The organism is Streptomyces sp. NPDC051136, assembly GCF_044455745.1.
In the GTDB taxonomy this organism is placed as follows: Bacteria; Actinomycetota; Actinomycetes; order Streptomycetales; family Streptomycetaceae; genus Streptomyces.
Genome location: NZ_JBITFE010000011.1, coordinates 183710 through 204618, shown reverse-complemented (window position 1 = coordinate 204618; position 20909 = coordinate 183710). Strand labels below are relative to the sequence as shown.

16 protein-coding genes and 5 tRNA genes are annotated in these 20909 nt (G+C 71.2%); 12 read left to right on the top strand and 9 right to left on the bottom strand.

Annotation, left to right across the window (positions count from 1 at the left end; all coding sequences use genetic code 11):
• Positions 1 to 33: 33 nt before the first annotated feature.
• The 3 genes from ACIBCJ_RS29685 (at position 34) to ACIBCJ_RS29675 (ending at position 4317) form a co-directional block, all read left to right on the top strand.
• A complete protein-coding gene (locus ACIBCJ_RS29685) occupies positions 34 to 2364 on the top strand; it encodes a polysaccharide lyase 8 family protein (RefSeq protein WP_365981191.1) in 2331 nt (776 codons plus the stop codon).
• A gap of 154 nt (positions 2365 to 2518) precedes the next feature.
• A complete protein-coding gene (locus ACIBCJ_RS29680; RefSeq protein ID WP_362102452.1) occupies positions 2519 to 4102 on the top strand; it encodes an acyl-CoA carboxylase subunit beta in 1584 nt (527 codons plus the stop codon).
• 17 nt (positions 4103 to 4119) lie between these two features.
• Positions 4120 to 4317, top strand: coding sequence for an acyl-CoA carboxylase epsilon subunit (locus ACIBCJ_RS29675; protein WP_133889511.1), 198 nt, complete (start codon positions 4120 to 4122; stop codon positions 4315 to 4317).
• 189 nt (positions 4318 to 4506) lie between these two features.
• On the opposite strand, the gene ACIBCJ_RS29670 is transcribed toward ACIBCJ_RS29675, so the two are convergent.
• The 8 genes from ACIBCJ_RS29670 to ACIBCJ_RS29635 form a co-directional block, all read right to left on the bottom strand.
• Complete coding sequence (locus ACIBCJ_RS29670; protein WP_009314218.1) at positions 4507 to 5088, bottom strand: ATP/GTP-binding protein; 582 nt, start codon at positions 5086 to 5088, stop codon at positions 4507 to 4509.
• Positions 5069 to 5641 (bottom strand): DUF742 domain-containing protein, encoded by a 573-nt coding sequence (locus ACIBCJ_RS29665; protein WP_362102447.1) that lies wholly within the window; start codon positions 5639 to 5641, stop codon positions 5069 to 5071. Before ACIBCJ_RS29665 ends, ACIBCJ_RS29670 begins: the two co-directional genes overlap by 20 nt.
• Before the next feature lie 94 nt (positions 5642 to 5735).
• Positions 5736 to 6149, bottom strand: coding sequence for a roadblock/LC7 domain-containing protein (locus ACIBCJ_RS29660; RefSeq protein WP_004983065.1), 414 nt, complete (start codon positions 6147 to 6149; stop codon positions 5736 to 5738).
• Between the two features lie 10 nt (positions 6150 to 6159).
• Positions 6160 to 9471 (bottom strand): nitrate- and nitrite sensing domain-containing protein, encoded by a 3312-nt coding sequence (locus tag ACIBCJ_RS29655; protein WP_365981153.1) that lies wholly within the window; start codon positions 9469 to 9471, stop codon positions 6160 to 6162.
• A gap of 401 nt (positions 9472 to 9872) precedes the next feature.
• Positions 9873 to 10448: an ATP/GTP-binding protein gene (locus ACIBCJ_RS29650; RefSeq protein ID WP_003973455.1), complete on the bottom strand. Its 576-nt coding sequence runs from the start codon at positions 10446 to 10448 to the stop codon at positions 9873 to 9875.
• On the bottom strand, positions 10429 to 10827 hold the full coding sequence (locus ACIBCJ_RS29645) for a DUF742 domain-containing protein (protein ID WP_003973454.1): 399 nt from the start codon (positions 10825 to 10827) through the stop codon (positions 10429 to 10431). Before ACIBCJ_RS29645 ends, ACIBCJ_RS29650 begins: the two co-directional genes overlap by 20 nt.
• Positions 10828 to 10938: 111 nt before the next feature.
• Positions 10939 to 11352: a roadblock/LC7 domain-containing protein gene (locus ACIBCJ_RS29640; protein ID WP_003973453.1), complete on the bottom strand. Its 414-nt coding sequence runs from the start codon at positions 11350 to 11352 to the stop codon at positions 10939 to 10941.
• A 9-nt stretch (positions 11353 to 11361) separates the two neighbouring features.
• Entirely contained in the window at positions 11362 to 15336 is a 3975-nt protein-coding gene (locus ACIBCJ_RS29635; RefSeq protein WP_365981152.1) for a nitrate- and nitrite sensing domain-containing protein, read from the bottom strand.
• A 601-nt stretch (positions 15337 to 15937) separates the two neighbouring features.
• On the opposite strand from ACIBCJ_RS29635, the gene ACIBCJ_RS29630 reads away from it, so the two are divergent.
• The 9 genes from ACIBCJ_RS29630 to ACIBCJ_RS29590 all read left to right on the top strand — a co-directional run bounded on the left by ACIBCJ_RS29630 (position 15938) and on the right by ACIBCJ_RS29590 (position 19929).
• Entirely contained in the window at positions 15938 to 16126 is a 189-nt protein-coding gene (locus ACIBCJ_RS29630; protein ID WP_365981192.1) for a hypothetical protein, read from the top strand.
• Positions 16127 to 16230: 104 nt separating this feature from the next.
• Complete coding sequence (locus tag ACIBCJ_RS29625; protein WP_133889508.1) at positions 16231 to 17016, top strand: fumarylacetoacetate hydrolase family protein; 786 nt, start codon at positions 16231 to 16233, stop codon at positions 17014 to 17016.
• Positions 17009 to 18493 (top strand): glutamate--tRNA ligase, encoded by a 1485-nt coding sequence (gltX, locus tag ACIBCJ_RS29620; RefSeq protein WP_362102436.1) that lies wholly within the window; start codon positions 17009 to 17011, stop codon positions 18491 to 18493. Before ACIBCJ_RS29625 ends, gltX begins: the two co-directional genes overlap by 8 nt.
• Positions 18494 to 18593: 100 nt before the next feature.
• Positions 18594 to 19328: an HAD family hydrolase gene (locus ACIBCJ_RS29615; protein WP_365981151.1), complete on the top strand. Its 735-nt coding sequence runs from the start codon at positions 18594 to 18596 to the stop codon at positions 19326 to 19328.
• A 91-nt stretch (positions 19329 to 19419) separates the two neighbouring features.
• Positions 19420 to 19491, top strand: a tRNA-Gln gene (locus ACIBCJ_RS29610).
• 21 nt (positions 19492 to 19512) lie between these two features.
• Positions 19513 to 19585 (top strand) — tRNA-Glu (locus ACIBCJ_RS29605).
• A 62-nt stretch (positions 19586 to 19647) separates the two neighbouring features.
• A tRNA-Glu gene (locus ACIBCJ_RS29600) sits at positions 19648 to 19720 on the top strand.
• 20 nt (positions 19721 to 19740) lie between these two features.
• Positions 19741 to 19812: transfer RNA gene (locus ACIBCJ_RS29595), tRNA-Gln, on the top strand.
• A 44-nt stretch (positions 19813 to 19856) separates the two neighbouring features.
• Positions 19857 to 19929: transfer RNA gene (locus ACIBCJ_RS29590), tRNA-Glu, on the top strand.
• A 248-nt stretch (positions 19930 to 20177) separates the two neighbouring features.
• Here ACIBCJ_RS29590 and ndgR read toward each other — a convergent pair.
• Positions 20178 to 20894: an IclR family transcriptional regulator NdgR gene (gene ndgR, locus ACIBCJ_RS29585; RefSeq protein ID WP_011030305.1), complete on the bottom strand. Its 717-nt coding sequence runs from the start codon at positions 20892 to 20894 to the stop codon at positions 20178 to 20180.
• Between the last annotated feature and the right edge of the window lie 15 nt (positions 20895 to 20909).

Genomic DNA, 20909 nt, shown 5'->3' with positions numbered 1-20909 from the left:
CCCGCCGTCCCGGGCGTGATAGACGGCATGAGCATGACCCCACAGCGCCCCACCGCTCCCAGCCGCCGCGCGGTCCTGCTCGCCACCGCGGCCGCCGCCGCCCTCTCGGCCGTGCCCCGGGCCGCGGCCGCCGCGGCCGACCCCTACGACGCCCTCCGCCTGCGCTGGCTCGGCATCGCTCTCGGCACCGGCTACGACCCGGCCGCCGAGCCCTACGCCTCCCGCCTCGCCGAGACCGGCGAACGAGCCCGCGCCCACCGCGCCACCATGGCGCCCACCCCCACCTCCCTGTGGCCCGGCCACCCCTTCGACCCGCCCGCCGGCATCACCTTCGCCTACAGCCGCCTGTGGACGATGACCGAGGCGTACGTCCAGGAGGGCACCGGTAGCACCGGCGACCAGGCCCTCCTCGCCGACATCCTGCGCGGCCTCGACCACCTCTCGGCAACCGTCTACCACCCCGGCACCACCCCCTACGGCAACTGGTGGGAGTGGCAGATCGGCAGTCCCCGCCTCCTGATGGACATCACGGCCGCCCTCCACGACCACCTCGGAGCCGAACGCGTCGCCGCCGCCTGCGCCGCCGTCGACCACTTCGTCCCCGACGCGATGCTCGGCGACTACTCCGGCACCTCCACCGGCGCCAACCGCGTCGACCTGTGCCGCTCCGTCGCCCTGCGCGGTGTCCTGGGCCGGACCCCCGCCAAGCTCGCCCTGGCCCGCGACGCCCTCTCGCCGGTCTTCCCGTACGTCACCGGGGGTGACGGGCTCTACGCCGACGGCTCGTTCGTCCAGCACACCTGGGTCGCCTACTCGGGGACGTACGGCCAGGTCATGCTCGACGGGCTGGGCAGGCTCTTCACCCTGCTGGCCGGCTCACCGTGGGAGGTGACGGACCCGGGCCGGCAGACCGTCCTGGACAGCGTCGAGCACGCCTACGCGCCCCTGATCCACGACGGCCTGGTCATGGACGTGGTCAACGGCCGCGCGATCAGCCGGGGTTACCTGGCAAGCGACGACCTGCACGTCATGCGCAGCGACCACTTCCACGGGCAGCAGCTCATCGCCGCCATGGCGGTCCTCGCGGGCGGCGCGAGCGACGCCGAGCGCGCACGCTGGTACGCCCGGATCAAGGGCTGGATCGCGCGCGACACCGTCACGCCGCTCCTCACCGCACCCCAGTTCCCGGTCGCCGACCTGGCCCGGCTGCACGCGATCGCCGACGACCCCGGCGAGGCCGCGCCCGAACCCACGGGGCACCACCTCTTCGCCGCCATGGACCGCGCGGTCCACCGCCGCCCCGCCTTCACGGCGGCCCTCGCCATGGCCAGCGACCGCATCGCCCACTACGAGTGCGGCAACGGCGAGAACCCGCGCGGCTGGCACACCGGCGCGGGGATGCTCACCTGGTGGGCGAACGGGACCGTGTCCGATCAGTACACGGACTGGTTCTGGCCGACCGCCGACTGGTACCGGCTGCCCGGGACCACCGTCTCCACCAAGCGCCTCGCCGACCGGGCGGGCGGCGAATGGGGTGCGCCCAAGCCCGACGTGCGCTGGGTGGGCGGCACGACCGACGGCGAGTACGCCGCCGTGGGACAGCACCTGAAGGGTCTCGGCTCGACCCTGGAGGCCCGTAAGTCCTGGTTCTTCCTGCACGACGCGGTGGTCTGCCTGGGCGCCGGCATCACCTGCGCGGACGGCGTCCCGGTGGAGACCGTCGTGGACGACCGCAACCTGGGGGAGGGCGGCACCCAGGCTCTCGTACGCGGCCGGGACTGGGCCCACCTGGAGGGCCACGGCGGCTGGATCGTGCCCGGGCGCGGCCTGCGGACGCTGCGCGAGGACCGCACCGGTGCCTGGTCCGACATCAACACCACCAGCACCACCGAGCGCCGCACCCGGCGCCGGCAGACCCTCTGGCTCGACCACGGCACGGACCCGGACGGCGCCGACTACGTCTACACCGTCATGCCGGGCGCCTCCCGGGGGACGGTCGCGCGCCGGGCCGCCGACCGCCGCTGGCTGGAGATCCTCGCCAACGACGACCGGTGCCAGGCGGTGGCCGTGCCCTCCCTCGGGTTCACGGCAGCCAACTTCTGGCAGGCCGGCACCGCGGGCCCGCTCACCGCGACGGCCGGGGCGAGCGTGCTGGTCCGCCGGCGGGGCCGTACCGCTACGCTCTGCGTGAGCGAACCGCCGCGCACGGGGGAGCCCCTGGAGATCATCTGGGAGCACCCGGCGGGAGCGGTGCTACGGGCCGACGAGACGGTCGAGATCCTCCGGACGGGCCGCCGGCTGCACCTCCGCGTCACTCCAGGGGTGGTATGTACCACGTATGAATGTGAGGTGACTCTCAGCTGACGGCTTTGTACGACCCCTACAAGGCAGAGGCCCCCTGAGCAGTCGAAAAGGCTGCATGCGGTGGGGATTCTGTTCGGTGCTACCAGGAAAACGGGCCGGAGACTGTACGGAGTCGACGGCTCGCATTCCCGGGTCCGCTTCGTAGAGTCGCTACATGACCGTTTTGGATGAGGCGCCGGGTGAGCCGACGGACGCGCGCGGGCGAGTGGCCGAGCTGCACGAGATCCGTGCGCAGGCGCTGGCCGGACCGAGCGAGAAGGCGACGGCGGCGCAGCACGCCAAGGGCAAGCTGACGGCGCGTGAGCGCATCGAGCTGCTGCTGGACGCGGGCTCCTTCCGCGAGGTCGAGCAGTTGCGGCGGCACCGTGCCACCGGTTTCGGCCTGGAGGCCAAGAAGCCGTACACCGACGGCGTCATCACCGGCTGGGGCACGGTCGAGGGCCGCACGGTCTTCGTCTACGCCCACGACTTCCGGATCTTCGGCGGTGCGCTCGGCGAGGCGCACGCCACGAAGATCCACAAGATCATGGACATGGCCATCGCGGCCGGTGCCCCGCTGGTGTCGCTGAACGACGGCGCCGGCGCCCGTATCCAGGAGGGCGTGTCCGCGCTGGCCGGGTACGGCGGCATCTTCCAGCGCAACACCAAGGCGTCCGGGGTCATCCCGCAGATCAGCGTGATGCTCGGCCCGTGCGCCGGCGGCGCGGCCTACAGCCCCGCCCTCACCGACTTCGTCTTCATGGTCCGTGAGACCTCGCAGATGTTCATCACGGGTCCGGACGTGGTCAAGGCGGTCACCGGCGAGGAGATCACCCAGAACGGCCTCGGCGGCGCGGACGTGCACGCCGAGACCTCCGGCGTGTGCCACTTCGCCTACGACGACGAGGAGACCTGCCTCGCCGAGGTCCGCTACCTCCTCTCCCTCCTCCCGCAGAACAACCGGGAGAACCCGCCCCGCCACGAGTCCTCGGACCCCGCCGACCGCCGCAGCGACGTGCTCCTCGACCTGGTCCCGGCGGACGGCAACCGCCCGTACGACATGGCCAAGGTCATCGAGGAACTGGTCGACGAGGGCGAGTACCTGGAGGTCCACGAGCGCTGGGCCCGCAACATCATCTGCGCCCTGGCCCGCCTGGACGGACAGGTCGTCGGCATCGTCGCCAACCAGCCGCAGGCCCTGGCCGGCGTCCTGGACATCGAGGCGTCCGAGAAGGCCGCGCGCTTCGTGCAGATGTGCGACGCCTTCAACATCCCGATCGTCACCCTTCTGGACGTACCCGGCTTCCTGCCCGGCGTCGACCAGGAACACGGCGGCATCATCCGCCACGGCGCCAAACTGCTGTACGCGTACTGCAACGCGACCGTGCCGCGGATCTCGCTCATCCTGCGCAAGGCGTACGGCGGTGCTTACATCGTGATGGACAGCCAGTCCATCGGCGCCGACCTCACCTACGCCTGGCCGACCAACGAGATCGCCGTCATGGGTGCCGAGGGCGCCGCCAACGTCATCTTCCGCCGGCAGATCGCCGACGCCGAGGACCCCGAGGCCATGCGGGCGCGCATGGTCAAGGAGTACAAGTCCGAGCTGATGCACCCCTACTACGCGGCCGAGCGCGGCCTGGTCGACGACGTCATCGACCCCGCCGAGACCCGCGAGGTGCTGATCAAGTCCCTGGCGATGCTCCACACCAAGCACGCCGACCTGCCCTCCCGCAAGCACGGCAACCCGCCGCAGTGACCCGAGGAGCCACCTCCATGTCCACTCCCGACATCCGCGTCGAGAAGGGCCACGCCGAGCCCGAGGAAGTCGCCGCCATCACGGCCCTCCTCCTGGCCCGCGCCGCCGCCCGCCCCGTCGAGATCGCCCCGGCCCACGGCGGCGGCCGGGCCCGCGCGGGCTGGCGCCGCCTGGAGCGCGAGCCCGGCTTCCGCGCCCCGCACAGCTGGCGCTGACCTCTCAGCCACGCAGAAGGCCCCCCTCCGGTTCAGGAGGGGGGCCTTCCGCGCATGACACGGGGTCGGGCAACTCACAACGAAACCGCCCCCGGCAGCCCAGTGGCCGCAGGGGGCGTCGTACAAGCCGGCGTTGACGGGGTGCCTCCCCGGGGGAGGCACGACTGCTCGCAGGCTGCGGCGCAGCCCTCAGCGCAGGCGGGCCATCAGCGCGTGCTCCACCAGAGTGATCAGCGCCGACTTCGCGTCGGCCCGATGCCGCGCGTCCGTCGTGATGATCGGGGTGTCCGGGCCGATCTGCAGCGCCTCCCGGACCTCGTCCGGGTTGTACGGCTGCTGACCGTCGAAGCCGTTCAGCGCGATGACGAACGGCAGGCCGCTGTTCTCGAAGTAGTCGACGGCGGGGAAGCAGTCGGCGAGCCGCCTCGTGTCGACCAGCACGATCGCACCGATGGCGCCGCGCACCAGGTCGTCCCACATGAACCAGAACCGGTCCTGGCCCGGCGTACCGAACAGGTACAGGATCAGGTCCTGGTCGAGCGTGATGCGGCCGAAGTCCATGGCGACCGTCGTGGTCGTCTTGTCCCCCGTGTGGGTGAGGTCGTCGATACCCGCGGAAGCGGATGTCATCACGGCCTCTGTGCGCAGCGGGTTGATCTCCGAGACAGCGCCGACGAACGTGGTCTTGCCCACGCCGAAGCCGCCCGCCACCACGATCTTCGCGGAAGTGGTGGAGCGGGAAGGACCGCCGCTAGAGCTTGCGAAGTCCACTGAGCACCCTTTCGAGCAGTGTCACGTCTGGCTGGCCGCCGGCGCTCTCGTCGCCGCCGGGCTGATGGATGGCGACCAGTCCCGCCTCCGCCAAGTCGGCGACGAGGATCCTGGCCACGCCGAGAGGGATCGTCAGGAGGGCCGAGACCTCGGCCACCGACTTGATCTCCCGGCAGAGGTTGCAGATCCGCTGATGCTCGGGCAGCTGGCCCTGCATCTGGTGCGGCTGCGCGGTGGTGTGCACCAGTGCCTCGATGGCGAGCTGGTACCGGGGCCTGGTGCGGCCACCCGTCATGGCGTACGGGCGCACCAGGGGGTTGTTCGACGCCCCGGCGGGCGCCGGCTCAGGGGTGCGGCGCTGCGGCTGCACCGGCTGGATGCGCGGAGCCTGCGGCTGGTCGTACGGCGAAGGGCCGGGGCCCTGCGGCGCGTACGGCTGCCGGTGACCCGGTACGGAGGGGTAGCCGTACCCGTTCGCCGAGCCGTCGCCTTGGCCCTGTCCAGGGCCGTACGACCAGTTGCCCGATGACGGACCGCCTGGGGGTGTTGCCACGTGTTCCTCCTCCGACTGTGCCTGGCACCCATCGCTGTGGAGCCGCGTCCCGAAACTTTACGGCCACGGGACGCCAAAACGCACCGTCTGTCCTTTAGTTGAGAAGGCTCCCTTGGAGCTCCGCCCGCAGATCGGGCGTCAGGACCGTGCCGGCACGGTCCACCAGAAGGGCCATCTCGTACCCAATGAGACCGATGTCCGCCTCGGGGTGTGCGAGAACCGCGAGGGACGAGCCGTCGGAAATGGACATGATGAAGAGGAATCCGCGCTCCATCTCCACAACCGTCTGGTTCACGCTGCCGCCCTCGAAGATGCGCGAGGCACCGGCGGTCAGCGAGGTCAGGCCGGAGGCGACGGCCGCGAGCTGATCGGCTCGGTCGCGAGGGAACCCTTCGGACATCGCCAGAAGGAGTCCGTCGGCGGAGACCACCACCGTGTGGGACACCCCCGGGGTGTTGTCCACGAAGTTGGTGATCAACCAGTTCAGGTTCTGCGCCGCCTGGCTCATCGGGCTCACACTAACGCTCCTGGTTGTAGGTGCTGTCAGGACCACGGTGTTCATTCCTTGTGTCCTGGCCGTTCGTTTCACTGCCTGCGTTGCGGCCTCGCTCGACGCCGCGCCGCAGGTTGCTCAGCCTGCCCCGGACGTCCTCCGGAGCGCGGGAGACCTGAGGGCCTCCCTGGGGAGTGGTCTCGGCCGCGCCTTCGACCAGGTTGGCCTTCGGCACCCGCCGCGGCAGACCCGAGGAGGTCACCCCGCCCGCCTTGGGCCTGCGCAGCGCCGAGGCCTGCTGCCAGCGGTCGTCGTTGGCCGACCGCCAGGAGTCCTCGCCGCCCGCCCCCGGTGCGGCGGCCGGCGTCTCCTGGCCCACGGGCCCCGCCTCGCCCGCGCCGCTCGCGGTGGATCCGCGGCGGGGAAGACCGGCGTCGGTCAGCTCGTGGGGGGCGGAGGGGGCCGGCCCCGGACGGTCGAAGCCTACGCGGTCCGCCTCGTTCACGTCAGCGGCCTGCGCGGATTGCGCCTGCGGGGCACCCGAGGGGTACTGGTCCGGATAACCGTTCTGGTATCCGTCCTGCTGGGGCCAGTCGTCCTGGTGGCGCCGCTGTTCGAAGGGCGAGTAGTTCCCGGACTCCGGCGCGGTGCCGTTCGGCGCGTAGTACTGCTCGTCGTACGACGCCTGCTGCGGTTCCCGGTAGGCCTGCTGCTGGTCGACGTACGCCGACTGCTGGTCGTAGGCGCCGTTCACGGACTGCTGGTCGTAGCCGCCGTTCGCCGACCGCTGGTCGTAGGCGCCGTCGGGCTGCTCCTGGTACCCGCCGGTCGACTGCTCCTGGTACCCGCCGTCGGACGGCTGCTGGTACCCGCCGTTCGGCTGCTGCCGGTAGCCGTCGTGGGCCTGGTCGTACCCGGGCTGCTGACCGGTGAACCGGTCCTGGAAGCCGGTGGCCTCGGTGTTCCCTTCGCCCCCGCGGTCCGCCGGACCCGGCAGCTCGGGGTGCGACTGGGCCTCCAGGGCCGCACGGCGCTCCTCGCGCATCAGCGAACGGCCGACCGGGTCCAGCTCGCGTATGTCGTCGGGGATCTCGGCGTACCGGCTGTCGTCGAAGCCCAGTTCGGCGGCGGTCCGCATCGGCTGACCGACCTGCGCGAAGCTCTCCCCGCCGAAGTTCTGCTCCGGGATGATCTGCGACACGGTGAACTCGTCCCGCGGCTGCTGCTCGCCACCGCCACCGTGGGTGATGGCGTCCGGGAGCATGACCAGCGAGGTGGTGCCCGCCTGCTCGCCCGAGGGACGCAGCTGGACGCGGATGCCGTGCCGGTCGGACAGCCGGCCGACCACGAACAGGCCCATGCGCTGGGAGATCGCGGCGTCCACGGTCGGCGGGTTGGCCAGCTTGTGGTTGATGTCCGCGAAGTCCTCGGCGGTGAGGCCGATGCCCTTGTCGTGGATCTCGACCATCACGCGGCCGTCGGGCAGCCGGGTCGCGGTGACCCGGACCTTGGTCTGCGGGGAGGAGAACGTGGTGGCGTTCTCGAGGAGCTCGGCGAGCAGGTGCACGAGGTCGGTCACGGCGCGGCCGTGGATCTCGGCCTCCGGCACACCGGACAGCTCGATGCGCTCGTACTGCTCCACCTCGGAGGAGGCGGCGCGCAGCACGTCGACCAGCGGAACCGGCTGGTCCCAGCGGCGGCCGGGCTCCTCGCCGGCGAGGACCAGGAGGTTCTCGCCGTTGCGGCGCATACGGGTGGCCAGGTGGTCCAGGCGGAAGAGGTTCTCCAGCTGGTCGGGGTCGGCCTCGTTGTTCTCCAGGTCGGTGATCAGGCTCAGCTGGCCCTCGATCAGCGACTGGTTGCGGCGCGACAGGTTGGTGAAGATCGCGTTGATGTTGCCCCGCAGCAGCGCCTGCTCGGAGGCGAGCCGCACCGCCTCGCGGTGCACCTGGTCGAAGGCGCGGGCGACCTCGCCGATCTCGTCGGTCGAGGAGATCGGGATCGGCTGCACCCGGGTGTCGACCCGGCCCGGGTCGGTGCGGGAGAGCTGGTCGACCAGCATCGGCAGGCGTTGCTCGGCGATGCCGAAGGCGGCGTTGCGCAGCTGGCGCATCGAACGGCTCATCTGGCGGGCCACCATGCCGGCCAGGATGAACGCGGCGAGCAGCGCGATCACGACCGCGGCACCCGTGATGTAGGCGTCGCGCTCGGCGTCGTCGGCGATCGCCGAGGCCTCGGACACCGCCTTGTCGGCCAGGTCCGACTCGATCTTCTGGTACGCGTCGAACTTGAGGGTGTTGACCGCCCACCAGTTCTCCGGCGTGATGCCCTGCTGGGCCAGCTCCGCACGCGCGCTGGTGTCCGTGGACTGCAAGCCGGCCAGCTCGGAGATCATCGTCGTCGGGTTGGACGGCGGCGCCACGTAGTCCGGGTCCTTGGCCTTGGCCTCCTTGGCCATGGCCGCGCCGTCCTCCTTGAGCTTCGCCTCGGAGTCCTCGAGCTTCTGCGCGTCCGCCTCGGTACCGCCGCCGATGTACTCCTCGATCGCGATGCGCTCCAGGTAGGCGTACGAGGAGAGCGCCACGCGCTGGCTGGCCAGGTGGCTGGGCTCGGGACCCGGCTTGACCAGCATGTGCATGCCGATCGAGCGCTCCAGGGAGAGCGCGGCCTTCGTCAGCGAGATCGCGTAGACGGTACGGCCGTAGGAGGTGATGTTGCCGGTGCCCAGACCGAGTTCGTTGGCGAACTCCATCAGGGGGTGGGCGACGCCGGTGTAGGCCTCCTCGGTCTCCACGCCCTTGAGCTTGGAGGTGTACGCGGCCGCCCGCAGCGTCTGGAGCTTGGGCTCCTGCTCGCGGAACACCTTCAGCCGGCGTTCGAGGCCCGACTTGGCGGGCATGTTCTGGGCTGCCTGGTCGAAGGCGTCGGCCGCCTCGTCGGTGGCCCGGCGGGCCCCGGCGACGGTGGCGTCCTTGTCGCCCTTGCCCTGGAGCAGCGGGGCCGCGGTGAGGTCGCGCTCGTTGTAGAGGGCGTTGGCGTAGCCGAGGGAGGCGCGCACCAGGCGCGCGGTGTTCTCGGCGTCCTGGGCGTCCTGCCAGGTGTCGATCGAGCTCTTCACCTGGAAGCCGCCCATGACGAGGCCGACCAGCACCGGGATCAGCAGGATCGCGTTCAGCCGGGTGGGCACCCGCCAGTTGCGCGGCGTGAACCGGCCACCGCTCGGCGCGGGCTCGGCCTTGGGTTCCGCGGCGGGCGTGGGGGCGGGCGCCGCTGCACGCGGCGGCGGGGTGAAGTTGCCCCGGGCCGATGGCTCGGGACTGCTCTTGCTTCGCCTCACTCGACCAACAACCTCTCGGCGGTCGGCACCTGTGTCGTGCCGCTGTGTCTCAGAACCCCGTCGTCATCAAGTACGCGCTACTGCTGAGTACGTCTTTGACCATTGGGCAGTTCCGGCATTCCAGCACGGCGACCAGCGCTCTTCCAAACAGTGGAACGCGGGGGTTACACGTGATGTAAGCCCTACGTAAAACGGTCATAAAGAGCGAGGCCCGTCAAAAGACGAGGCCTTCGTGCGCGCAGTGAGACCAGCTGACCGCGTCGCGTGTCGGCACCACCCGATTCCTCTGCCGAAACGTTATGAACAGCGGAGCCGACCGTGTCAAACGACACAGCCGGCTCCGATCCGTCTACTACAAGTGACGTAGAAACCCGCCGACTTGGCTGCGACGGCTGACGGGCCTACCGCAGGCGGGCCATCAGCGCGTGCTCGACCAGCGTGATCAGTGCGGACTTGGCGTCGGCGCGATGCCGGGCGTCGGTCGTGATGATCGGAGTGTCCGGACCGATCTGCAGCGCCTCGCGTACCTCGTCCGGAGAGTACGGCTGCTGACCGTCGAAGCCGTTGAGGGCGACGACGAACGGCAGGCCGCTGTTCTCGAAGTAGTCGACCGCGGGGAAGCAGTCGGCCAGCCGGCGGGTGTCGCACAGCACGACCGCGCCGATGGCGCCGCGCACCAGGTCGTCCCACATGAACCAGAACCGGTCCTGGCCCGGCGTACCGAACAGGTACAGGATCAGGTCCTGGTCGAGCGTGATGCGGCCGAAGTCCATGGCGACCGTCGTGGTCGTCTTGTCCCCGGCGTGCGTGAGGTCGTCGATCCCGGCGCTCGCCGAGGTCATCACGGCCTCGGTGCGCAGCGGGTTGATCTCGGAGACGGCGCCCACGAACGTGGTCTTGCCGACGCCGAAGCCGCCGGCCACCACGATCTTCGCGGAGGTGGTCGCCCGCCCTCCGTCAGAGCTTTCGAAGTCCACTGAGCACCCTTTCGAGCAGTGTCACGTCAGGCGCACCGCCGTTGTTCTCGTCGCCGCCCGGCTGGTGGATGGCGACGAGTCCGGCCTCCGCGAGGTCCGCGACCAGGATCCGGGCCACACCGAGCGGCATCGCCAGCAGGGCCGACACCTCGGCCACCGATTTCACCTCGCGGCACAGATGGCAGATCCGCTGGTGCTCGGGGAGCAGTCCCATGAGCGCTGCCGGGTCGGCCGTCGTGCTGATCAGCGCCTCGATGGCGAGCTGGTAGCGCGGCCTGGTCCGGCCGCCGGTCATCGCATAAGGACGTACCAGCGGCTGGTCGCCCTCGTCCTCGTACGGCTCCGCGTACGGATCATGAGAGGCGGTGGGCGGGGTCATGAATCCTCCGGGCGGGACAGCAAGTCGGTCAGTCAAGCCGTCTGACGAGGCCGGTGGGGGGATTGTGGCGGCCGGACGGTGATTTGGTAACACGGGTGGTGCCGGGGCCGATCAGTGGAGCAGACTGCCTTGTAGTTCGGCGCGCAGGTCGGGTGTGAGCACCGCGCCCGCGCGGTCGACCAGGAGCGCCATCTCGTAGCCGACGAGGCCGATGTCGCACTCCGGGTGCGCGAGGACGGCCAGGGACGAGCCGTCCGAGACGGACATGAGGAAGAGGAATCCCCGCTCCATCTCCACGACCGTCTGCGCCACATTGCCGCCCTCGAAGATCCGGGACGCCCCGGCGGTCAGCGAGGTCAGCCCCGAGGCCACGGCCGCGAGCTGGTCGGCGCGGTCGCGAGGGAAGCCCTCCGACATCGCCAGGAGGAGTCCGTCGGCGGACACGACGACGGTGTGGGACACCCCCGGGGTGTTGTCCACGAAATTCGTGATCAACCAGTTGAGGTTCTGTGCCGCCTGGCTCATCGGGCTCAACTAACGCTCCTGCTGGTGAGTGGGCCGCGGGTAGCTGCCGGTCTGGTTGGTACCGGCCTGACGGCCCTGTGCGATTCCCCGACGGAGATTGGTCAGCCGGCCGCGCACGTCGTCGGGCGCACGCGAAACCGCCGGACCGCTCTGGTGCGACTGCTGCTGAGCCGTCCCCGGGACGAGGTTGGCCCGGGGGACCCGGCGCGGGAGGCCGGAGGTGGTGACCCCGCCCGCGGCCGGCTGCCTGACGCGCTCCGCCTGCCGGACGAGGTCGTCGTTCGGCGAGCTGCGCCAGGCCGAGGTGGCCGGCCGCTGGGGGGCCGCCGGGGTCTGGGGCTGGGCGGCCTGCGGCTCCTGGGCCGCGGCCGGGGCGGCCTGCGGCGCCCTCGTCTCGCGGTCCCCGTGGAACCAGTTGGTCTCCAGCGTGTCGTACAGCGGCGTACGTCCGTCACCGGGACCGGAGGCCGGGGGCAGGGCCCAACCGTCTCCGGGTCGCTGCGGGGGAGTACCGCCCGGGTTCCGGCCCGACGGCTCCTGCGCGGCCGGCCGCTGCGGGGCCGGCGGACGCGGAGCGCCGAAGTCGTTGCCGCCCTGCGCGCCGCCCGCCTGGGGACGCTCGAACTGACCCGTGACCGCCGGGTTCTGACGGACCGGCAGGTCCTGCTGGCCGGCCGAGCCGTTGTCGTAGCCCTGGGCACCGGCGAACCGGTCGGCCGGGGACGGGCCGTTCGGCGCCGTCGGGGCGGGCTGCCCGCCGAAGACGTCCGAGCGGACGAAGGGGCCGCCGCCCTGCTGCGGGGCGGCCGGCTCGGGCCGGGCGAACCGGTCGTCCTGCGGGGCCTCCGCACCGAACCGGCCCTGGTCGTACTGCCCCTGGTCGTACTGGCCCGGACCGTACTGGCCCTGACCGTACTGACCCTGCCCGTACTGGTTCTCGTACGGGGCCTGGCCCTCGAAGCGGTTCTGGCCGGGCTGGGCGAACCGGCCCGTGTCCTGCGGCTCGCCGCGCCCGGGCGCCGGGGCGTCGAAGTCGGGGCGGGCGAACTCGGCCGTGGCGGCGGGGGACTGGGGCTCGCCGAACCGGGGCACCGCCGGCATCTCCGCGGTCGAGCCCGGGCCCTGCCGCTCGTCGGGGCGCGGGGACCGGTCGGTGCGGGAGCTGTCCGGCTCGTCGTGACCGCGCGGGGCGTCCAGCGACGCCCGCGGCACGGGCGGCTGCGCGTTCTCGTCGCTCCAGCTGGGCACCCGCGGCTGCGGGTTGCCGCCGGGCAGCTCGGCCCGCGGACCGCCGCGCGGCGGCAGCTGCGGACGACGGCCCTGCTCGGCGTCGCCGTTGGTCCCGCGCTTGCCGCGCTGCGGGGGCGCCGCGGGGGTGCGCGGGCCGCCGAACATGTCCTGGCCCTGCGGGGCGCTGTTCGCCGGTGCGTTGCCCTGCGGCGCGTTCATGCCCGCGGCCTGCAGGCCCTGCGGGGCACCGGGCGCCTGACCGGCGCCGGCACCCGCTCCGGCCGGGGCCGGGCGGTTCTGCTGACCCGGGGCCGCCGGGGCCTGGGGCCCGCGCGGGCCACCCGGCGCGCCCGGCGCACCCGGACGGCCACCCGCGTCGCGTCCGGGCAGTGCGGCCCGCGGCCCCTGACCGGTACCGAGCCGGCCCCCGGGGGAGCCGGCGCCGAGGGCACCGCCACCGCCACCGCCGCCGAAGGCGCCACCGCCACCGAGGGCACCGCCGCCCTGACCGCCACGGCGGGCCGCGGCGACACCGGCGGCGGCCTGGGCGGCGGCCGGACCGCCGTTGCCCGAGGCGGGCTGACCCGGCTTGGGCTGCGGCTTGCGGCCGCCCTGCGCGACGTCGACGGGCAGCATGACCAGCGCGGTCGTACCGCCGGAGTCGGACGGACGCAGCTGGATGCGGATGCCGTGACGCTGCGAGAGGCGGCCGACCACGAACAGACCCATGCGGCGGGAGACGGAGACGTCCACGGTGGGCGGCGAGGCGAGCCGCTCGTTGATCGCGGCCAGGTCCTCCGGCGACAGGCCGATGCCGGTGTCGTGGATCTCGATCAGCACGCGGCCGTCGGGCAGCGCGTGACCGGTGACCTTGACCTTGGTCTGCGGCGAGGAGAACGAGGTCGCGTTCTCCAGCAGCTCGGCGAGCAGGTGCACGAGGTCGTTGACCACACGGCCGGCGACCTCGGTGCTCGGCACCGAGGCCAGCTCGATGCGCTCGTACTGCTCCACCTCGGAGGCGGCGGCACGGAGCACGTCGACCAGCGGCACCGGACGCGTCCAGCGGCGACCGGGTTCCTCACCGGCGAGGACGAGGAGGTTCTCACCGTTACGGCGCATGCGCGTCGCGAGGTGGTCGAGCTTGAACAGCGAGGACAGCTGGTCCGGGTCGGCCTCGCGGGACTCCAGTTCGGAGATGAGCGAGAGCTGACGCTGGATGAGGCCCTGGGAACGGCGCGAGAGGTTGGTGAACATCGCGTTGACGTTGCCCCGCAGCAGGGCCTGCTCGGCGGCGAGTCGGACCGCCTCGCGGTGCACGTCGTCGAAGGCCGCGGCCACTCGGCCGATCTCGTCCCGGGAGTGCACACCGACGGACTCCACCGACGTGTCGACGTCCTGCGGGTCGGTTTCGGAGAGCTGCTTGACCAGCTCGGGCAGGCGGTCCTGGGCGACCTTGGTCGCGGTGTCCTCCAGGCGGCGCAGCGAGCGGATCATGGACCGGGCCACGACGAACGCGCCGACCAGGGAGACGCCGAGCACGAGCAGGATGAGGACACCGGAGATGATGGCCTCTTGCTCGGACTCGTTGCGCAGCTCTCGGGCCTGCTGCTCCATGTCCTCCAGCAGCTTCAGCTCGATGTTCTTCATCTGCTGGATCTTGGTGGAGCTGTCGTCCAGCCAGTCCTGGTAGGACCGGACCTTCAGGCTCCCCAGACCGTTGGTCTTGCTGAGGGCGCGGCCCGCGTACTGGTCGGACGCCTCGATCACCGGGTTGCCCTCGGTGATCGGCTTGAGCAGGTCCTCCGCGCCGTCGCCGTAGATGCTGCTGAAGCTGCGGATCTCGGACGTCTGGCTCTGCAGCGCGGACTGGGCGTACAGCCGGTCGTTCTCGGCGAGGTCGCCCTTGTCCTTGGTACTCGCGGGGAGCGCCGCGGCGAGGACCGCGCGCTGGATGGACGCGTACTCCTTGGCCGAGGAGAAGGCCGACAGGGCGCGCGTGCGCTGGATCATGTCGGAGTTGCTGGTCGCCTCCGCCATGTCCTGCGAGAGGTCGAGCAGGTGGGTGATCAGGCGGTGGTAGGACTCGACCGTCTGGGTCGAGTTGTCCTTCGCCGTGTACGCCGTGCTGCGGATCTTGGTCAGGTCGTTCAGGTCGCTCGCGATGCCGACGAGGCTGTCCCGGACGCCGACGAGCTTGCCGTCCTTGCTCGCCGCGTCGATCTGCTCGGACTTGTCGAGGAAGTTCTTCAGGGCCCGGTCGGTCTGCTCACGGTCGCCCTTGACGGCGATCGCGCTGGACTTCGAGCCGTGGGCCAAGGGGCCGGCGGACTGGTCGCGCTCCTCCTGGAGGGCGTGCGCCAGCTCGGTGGCCTGCTTGGTCATCTCGGTCAGCAGCTTCATGTTCTCGAGCTGCTGGATGTCGTCGACCGACTGGTTGATGCGCAGGGCGCCCAGCGAGGTGGCCGCGACCACCGGAAGGGCCAGCAGCGAGACCAGACGCGTGGAGATCCGCCAGTTGCGCAGGGCTATTCGCGGGCCGGGGCCGGTCGAACCGGCGGCCGGCCGGGCGGGCGGCTGCTGGCCGGGAGCGGACGAGCCCGCCGCCTGACCGGCGCGCTCCCCGCCGTCGCCGGGCTGGGTCTGGCCCGGGTTCTGGGCGTGCTGGGGCGAGGAGCTGACGGCCTTGGGGCCAGTCCCGCCCTGCGGCTCCGGCTCCGCCGAAGCGCTGCCATCCCTCTTGAAACGTCCCTGCACTAGCGTCGCAACCTCTGGACCAGGCGCCCTTCCGCGTGAACGGACGGACACGGTGTCGGCGTCATCGGGGCGCCCTGAATACGCCCCTGTGTTGGTCGTGAGTGACCGGCGCTGGTTCCCCCTTCTCGCCGCCGCTCGGCGCTGGTGTGCGCCCCCTGCGCGCCGGCTCGATCCTGCGGCGGTCCGTGGAATTCCAGCACAGTGCAGGATCTCCAACAAGGCCCGTGGGGCAGGCCGTGAGATACGTGACACCACGTGAGGGTCGAGTCACCAGACGTAGAAGATGATCACCCGCAAACCGGACGAAAGCGTGCGAGTCGCCGAGGTGGGGGAGGTGTCCCAGTCGACATGATCAGCAGCGGAATGATGGCTTCAGACGTGCAATGTCGGATTGGTCGGAGTCGCCAGGCTGTCGCAATTGACCTGTTTGCCCCTTGATAAGTGAGCAAACTCACACCCTGGTGACCGGCTCCCCCGCGGTCGGCGGGGAATCACATGTTTAGCCTGACGCTTTACAGAGAAGGCAAAACCGACAACCCGCGCCCACGCAGGGGCTTTCCACGCCCTCGGGCGCCCGGACACGACAGGGCCTCGTTCAACCGTGAAGACGACGATGATGTTCCACAAGATCGCCAACCCGCGCCGCACCACGCTGGCTCACCTCGAGGGCACCGGCGACCTGCAGACGCCGGAGCAGCCGGAGCACGCCGTCGAGCTCCCCACCCAGACCGCCAACCCCCGCCGCACGATCCTCATGGAAGCCCCGGTCGCGGCGTCGGTCGCAAAGTAGTACGACACAGGGCCGCCCTTCTCCCGGCGGCCCCCCGGCCTCTTCCCCCGCGTTAGCCTGGAGCGTCAGACTCCAGCCAGCTCAGTCAAGGGGCCAAGCAACCCGTGCGCATCGCCAGGTTCTCCATCGACGGCAACGTCGCCTTCGGCGCGGTCGAGGGCGACCAGCCGGACCAGCTCGTCCTCGACATCATCAAGGGCATCCCGTTCGCGGACTTCGAGCTCTCCGGCACCAAGGTGCCCCTGAGCAAGGTGCGGCTCCTGCCGCCGGTACTCCCCAACAAGGTCGTCGCCTTCGGGCGCAACTACGCCGAGCACGCCCGTGAACTCGGCAACGAGGTGCCCGACGCCCCGTTCGCCTTCTTCAAGCCGTCCACCTCGGTGATCGGCCCCGGCGACGCCATCCAGTACCCCTCCTTCTCCGAGGAACTGCACCACGAGGCCGAACTCGCCGTCGTCATCGGCCGCATGTGCCGCGAGGTCCCGCGCGACCGCGTCCAGGACGTGATCTTCGGCTACACCTGCGCCAACGACGTCACCGCCCGCGACGTGCAGCGCCGCGAGAAGCAGTGGGCCAGGGCCAAGGGCTTCGACTCCTCGTGCCCGCTGGGTCCCTGGGTGGAGACGGACCTCGACATCGCGGCCGCGTCCGACCTGACGATCCAGCTCACGGTCAACGGCGGCCAGCGCCAGCTCGGCCGCACCAGCGAGATGATCCACTCCATCGAGGATCTGATCGTCAACATCTCCGAGGCGATGACGCTGCTCCCCGGCGACGTGATCCTCACGGGCACCCCGGCCGGCGTCGGCCCCCTCAACGTCGGCGACGAGGTCGCCGTCACCATCGAAGGCATCGGCACTCTCACCAACAAGGTTGTCAAGCGTGGCTAGCGCATCCGGCTCCCCCGTACGCGTCCGATTCTGTCCGTCCCCCACCGGCAACCCCCACGTGGGTCTGGTCCGCACCGCCCTGTTCAACTGGGCCTTCGCGCGCCACCACCAGGGCACGCTGGTCTTCCGCATCGAGGACACCGACGCGGCCCGCGACTCCGAGGAGTCGTACAACCAGCTCCTCGACTCGATGCGCTGGCTGGGCTTCGACTGGGACGAGGGCCCCGAGGTCGGCGGCCCGCACGCGCCGTACCGCCAGTCGCAGCGCATGGACCTCTACAAGGACGTCGCCCGCAAGCTGCTCGACGCCGGACACGCCTACCACTGCTACTGCTCCCAGGAGGAGCTGGACAGCCGCCGTGAGGCCGCCCGTGCCGCCGGCAAGCCCTCCGGCTACGACGGCCACTGCCGCGACCTGAGCGCCGCGCGGGTCGAGGAGTACCGGGCCCAGGGCCGTGAGCCGATCGTCCGCTTCCGGATGCCCGACGAGGCGATCACCTTCACGGACCTGGTCCGCGGCGAGATCACCTACCTCCCGGAGAACGTCCCGGACTACGGCATCGTCCGTGCCAACGGCGCCCCGCTCTACACGCTGGTCAACCCGGTCGACGACGCCCTGATGGAGATCACCCACGTCCTGCGCGGCGAGGACCTGCTCTCCTCCACCCCGCGCCAGATCGCCCTGTACAAGGCGCTGATCGAGCTGGGCGTCGCCAAGGAGATCCCCGCCTTCGGCCACCTGCCGTACGTCATGGGCGAGGGCAACAAGAAGCTCTCCAAGCGCGACCCGCAGTCGAGCCTCAACCTCTACCGCGAGCGCGGCTTCCTCCCCGAGGGCCTGCTGAACTACCTCTCCCTCCTCGGCTGGTCGCTCTCCGCGGACCAGGACATCTTCACGGTCGAGGAGATGGTCGCCGCCTTCGACGTCTCCGACGTGCAGCCCAACCCGGCGCGCTTCGACCTGAAGAAGTGCGAGGCGATCAACGGCGACCACATCCGGCTGCTGGAGACCAAGGACTTCACCGAGCGCTGCCGGCCCTGGCTGAAGGCCCCCGCCGCCCCCTGGGCGCCCGAGGACTTCGACGAGGCCAAGTGGCAGGCGATCGCGCCGCACGCGCAGACCCGCCTGAAGGTCCTCTCCGAGATCACCGACAACGTCGACTTCCTGTTCCTGCCGGAGCCGGTCCTCGACGAGGCGAGCTGGACCAAGGCGATGAAGGAGGGCTCGGACGCCCTCCTGACCACGGCCCGCGAGAAGCTCGACGCGGCCGACTGGTCGTCTCCCGAGTCGCTCAAGGAGGCCGTCCTGGCCGCGGGCGAGGCCCACGGCCTCAAGCTCGGCAAGGCCCAGGCCCCCGTCCGCGTCGCCGTCACCGGCCGCACGGTCGGCCTGCCCCTCTTCGAGTCCCTCGAGGTCCTGGGCAAGGAGAAGGCGCTGGCCCGGATCGACGCGGCGCTGGCCCGGCTGGCGGCGTAACGGCACGCAGGCGCGCCCGAGGGGCGGCTCCCGGACTTCCCGGGGCCGCCCCTCGGGCGTACGGCGGACACGGCCGGTGTCCCGGCGTTACCGTCGGATCATGAGCATCCGCGCCGTGGTCTGGGACGTCGACGACACCCTCTTCGACTACACCACCGCCGACCGCGAGGGCATGCACGCCCACCTGGCCGCCGAGGGGCTGCTCGCCGGGTACGGGTCGGCCGAGGAGGCCCTCGGGCGCTGGCGGGAGATCACCGACCGGCAATGGGCGCGCTTCGCGGCGGGCGAGGTGGACTTCCTCACACAGCGGCGCGACCGCACCCGGGTCTTCCTGGGCCGCCCGGAGCTGACGGACGCCGAGGCCGACGCGTGGTTCCAGCGCTACGTCACGCACTACGAGGCCGCCTGGTCCCTCTTCCCGGACGTGATGCCCGTGCTGGACGCCCTGGCCGACAGCCACCGGCACGCCGTGCTCTCCAACTCCAGCCTCACCGTCCAGGACCGCAAGCTGCGCGTCCTCGGCGTGCACGACCGCTTCGAGGCCATCCTGTGCGCCGCCGAGCTGGGCGTCTCCAAGCCGGAGGCCGGGGCCTTCCTCGCGGCCTGTGACGCCCTCGGGCTCCCCCCGGCAGAGGTCGCGTACGTCGGCGACCACCCGGAGATCGACGGGCGCGGCGCCGCCGACGCGGGGCTGCTCTCCGTCTGGATCGACCGCGGCGGCGCCTACGCGGCCGTCGACCCGCCGGCCGGACCGCGCCGTATCGCCTCACTCTCCGAACTTCCCGCGCTCCTCGGCGCCGATACCCGTTTTGGAGCCCCGTCCACCTTCGGGTAATGTTCTTCCTGCGCCGCCGGAGAGCGGGCCCAAGGGCCGGGAACCGGAAGCGCAACGCTAGAACAAGAACCCTCCGGGGCTTGCGTTCCAGTGGCCTATGGTGTAATTGGCAGCACGACTGATTCTGGTTCAGTTAGTCTAGGTTCGAGTCCTGGTAGGCCAGCTCGCAGAGCTCATCTGCAAAGCCCCCGTTGTGTAGCGGCCTAGCACGCCGCCCTCTCAAGGCGGTAGCGCCGGTTCGAATCCGGTCGGGGGTACAGATCCTTCCCGCGAGGACAGCCCGGGTAGCTCCCACTGTTCTCGATGCAGGATCGCTAGGGCCCCCGTTGTGTAGCGGCCTAGCACGCCGCCCTCTCAAGGCGGTAGCGCCGGTTCGAATCCGGTCGGGGGTACGAACTGGTCTAAACCACATTGGTCTATGGTGTAATTGGCAGCACGACTGATTCTGGTTCAGTTAGTCTAGGTTCGAGTCCTGGTAGACCAGCTCGGATCTGCGGCGATGCAGTACGGAACGCCTGCAAGATCCACGCCCCCGTTGTGTAGCGGCCTAGCACGCCGCCCTCTCAAGGCGGTAGCGCCGGTTCGAATCCGGTCGGGGGTACACGAGTCCCGAAGGGGGCTCCCGCTGAGGCGGGAGCCCCCTTCGGCGTTCACCGACGAGGTCCGGGTGCCACCGGCCCACCTCCGCCGTCGACTCCGCGAGAGTCATCAACTCCGCGCAGGGAGAGGGGCGGAGAAGGCCGCAGTCGCTCCGAGGCCCCGGGCGGCCCCCGAAAGGTCCGAGAGCGGCGCCGGGCCCGCCGCGGCGTTGAGGCGGGCCCGTGACCGGTCGGAAGGGTCCGGGGACGGTCAGCCGTTGCGGCGCAGCGCCTCGGAGAGGCGTCCGGCGGCGTCGATGATCGCCTGCGCGTGCATACGGCCGGGATGCCGGGTGAGGCGCTCGATGGGTCCGGAGACGGACACGGCGGCCACCACGCGGTTGGACGGGCCACGGACCGGCGCGGAGACGGACGCGACGCCCGGCTCGCGCTCGCCGATGGACTGGGCCCAGCCGCGGCGCCGCACACCGGAGAGGGCCGTGGCGGTGAAGCGCGCCCCCTGGAGGCCGCGGTGGAGACGCTCGGGCTCCTCCCAGGCCATCAGGATCTGCGCCGAGGAACCGGCCTTCATCGTGAGCGTGGAGCCGACCGGGACCGTGTCCCGCAGGCCCGACAGGCGCTCGGCCGCGGCCACGCAGATGCGCATGTCGCCCTGGCGGCGGTAGAGCTGCGCGCTCTCGCCGGTGACGTCGCGCAGGTGCGTGAGGACCGGGCCCGCCGTGGCGAGCAGGCGGTCCTCGCCGGCCGCCGCGGCCAGCTCGGCCAGGCGCGGGCCGAGAATGAAACGTCCCTGCATGTCGCGCGCCACCATGCGGTGGTGTTCCAGTGCCACGGCCAGGCGGTGGGCCGTGGGTCGTGCCAGTCCGGTCGCACCGACCAACCCCGCGAGGGTGGCCGGGCCGGACTCCAGAGCGCTCAGGACGAGGGCCGCCTTGTCCAGAACGCCGACGCCGCTACTGTTGTCCATGACACGATACTCCCG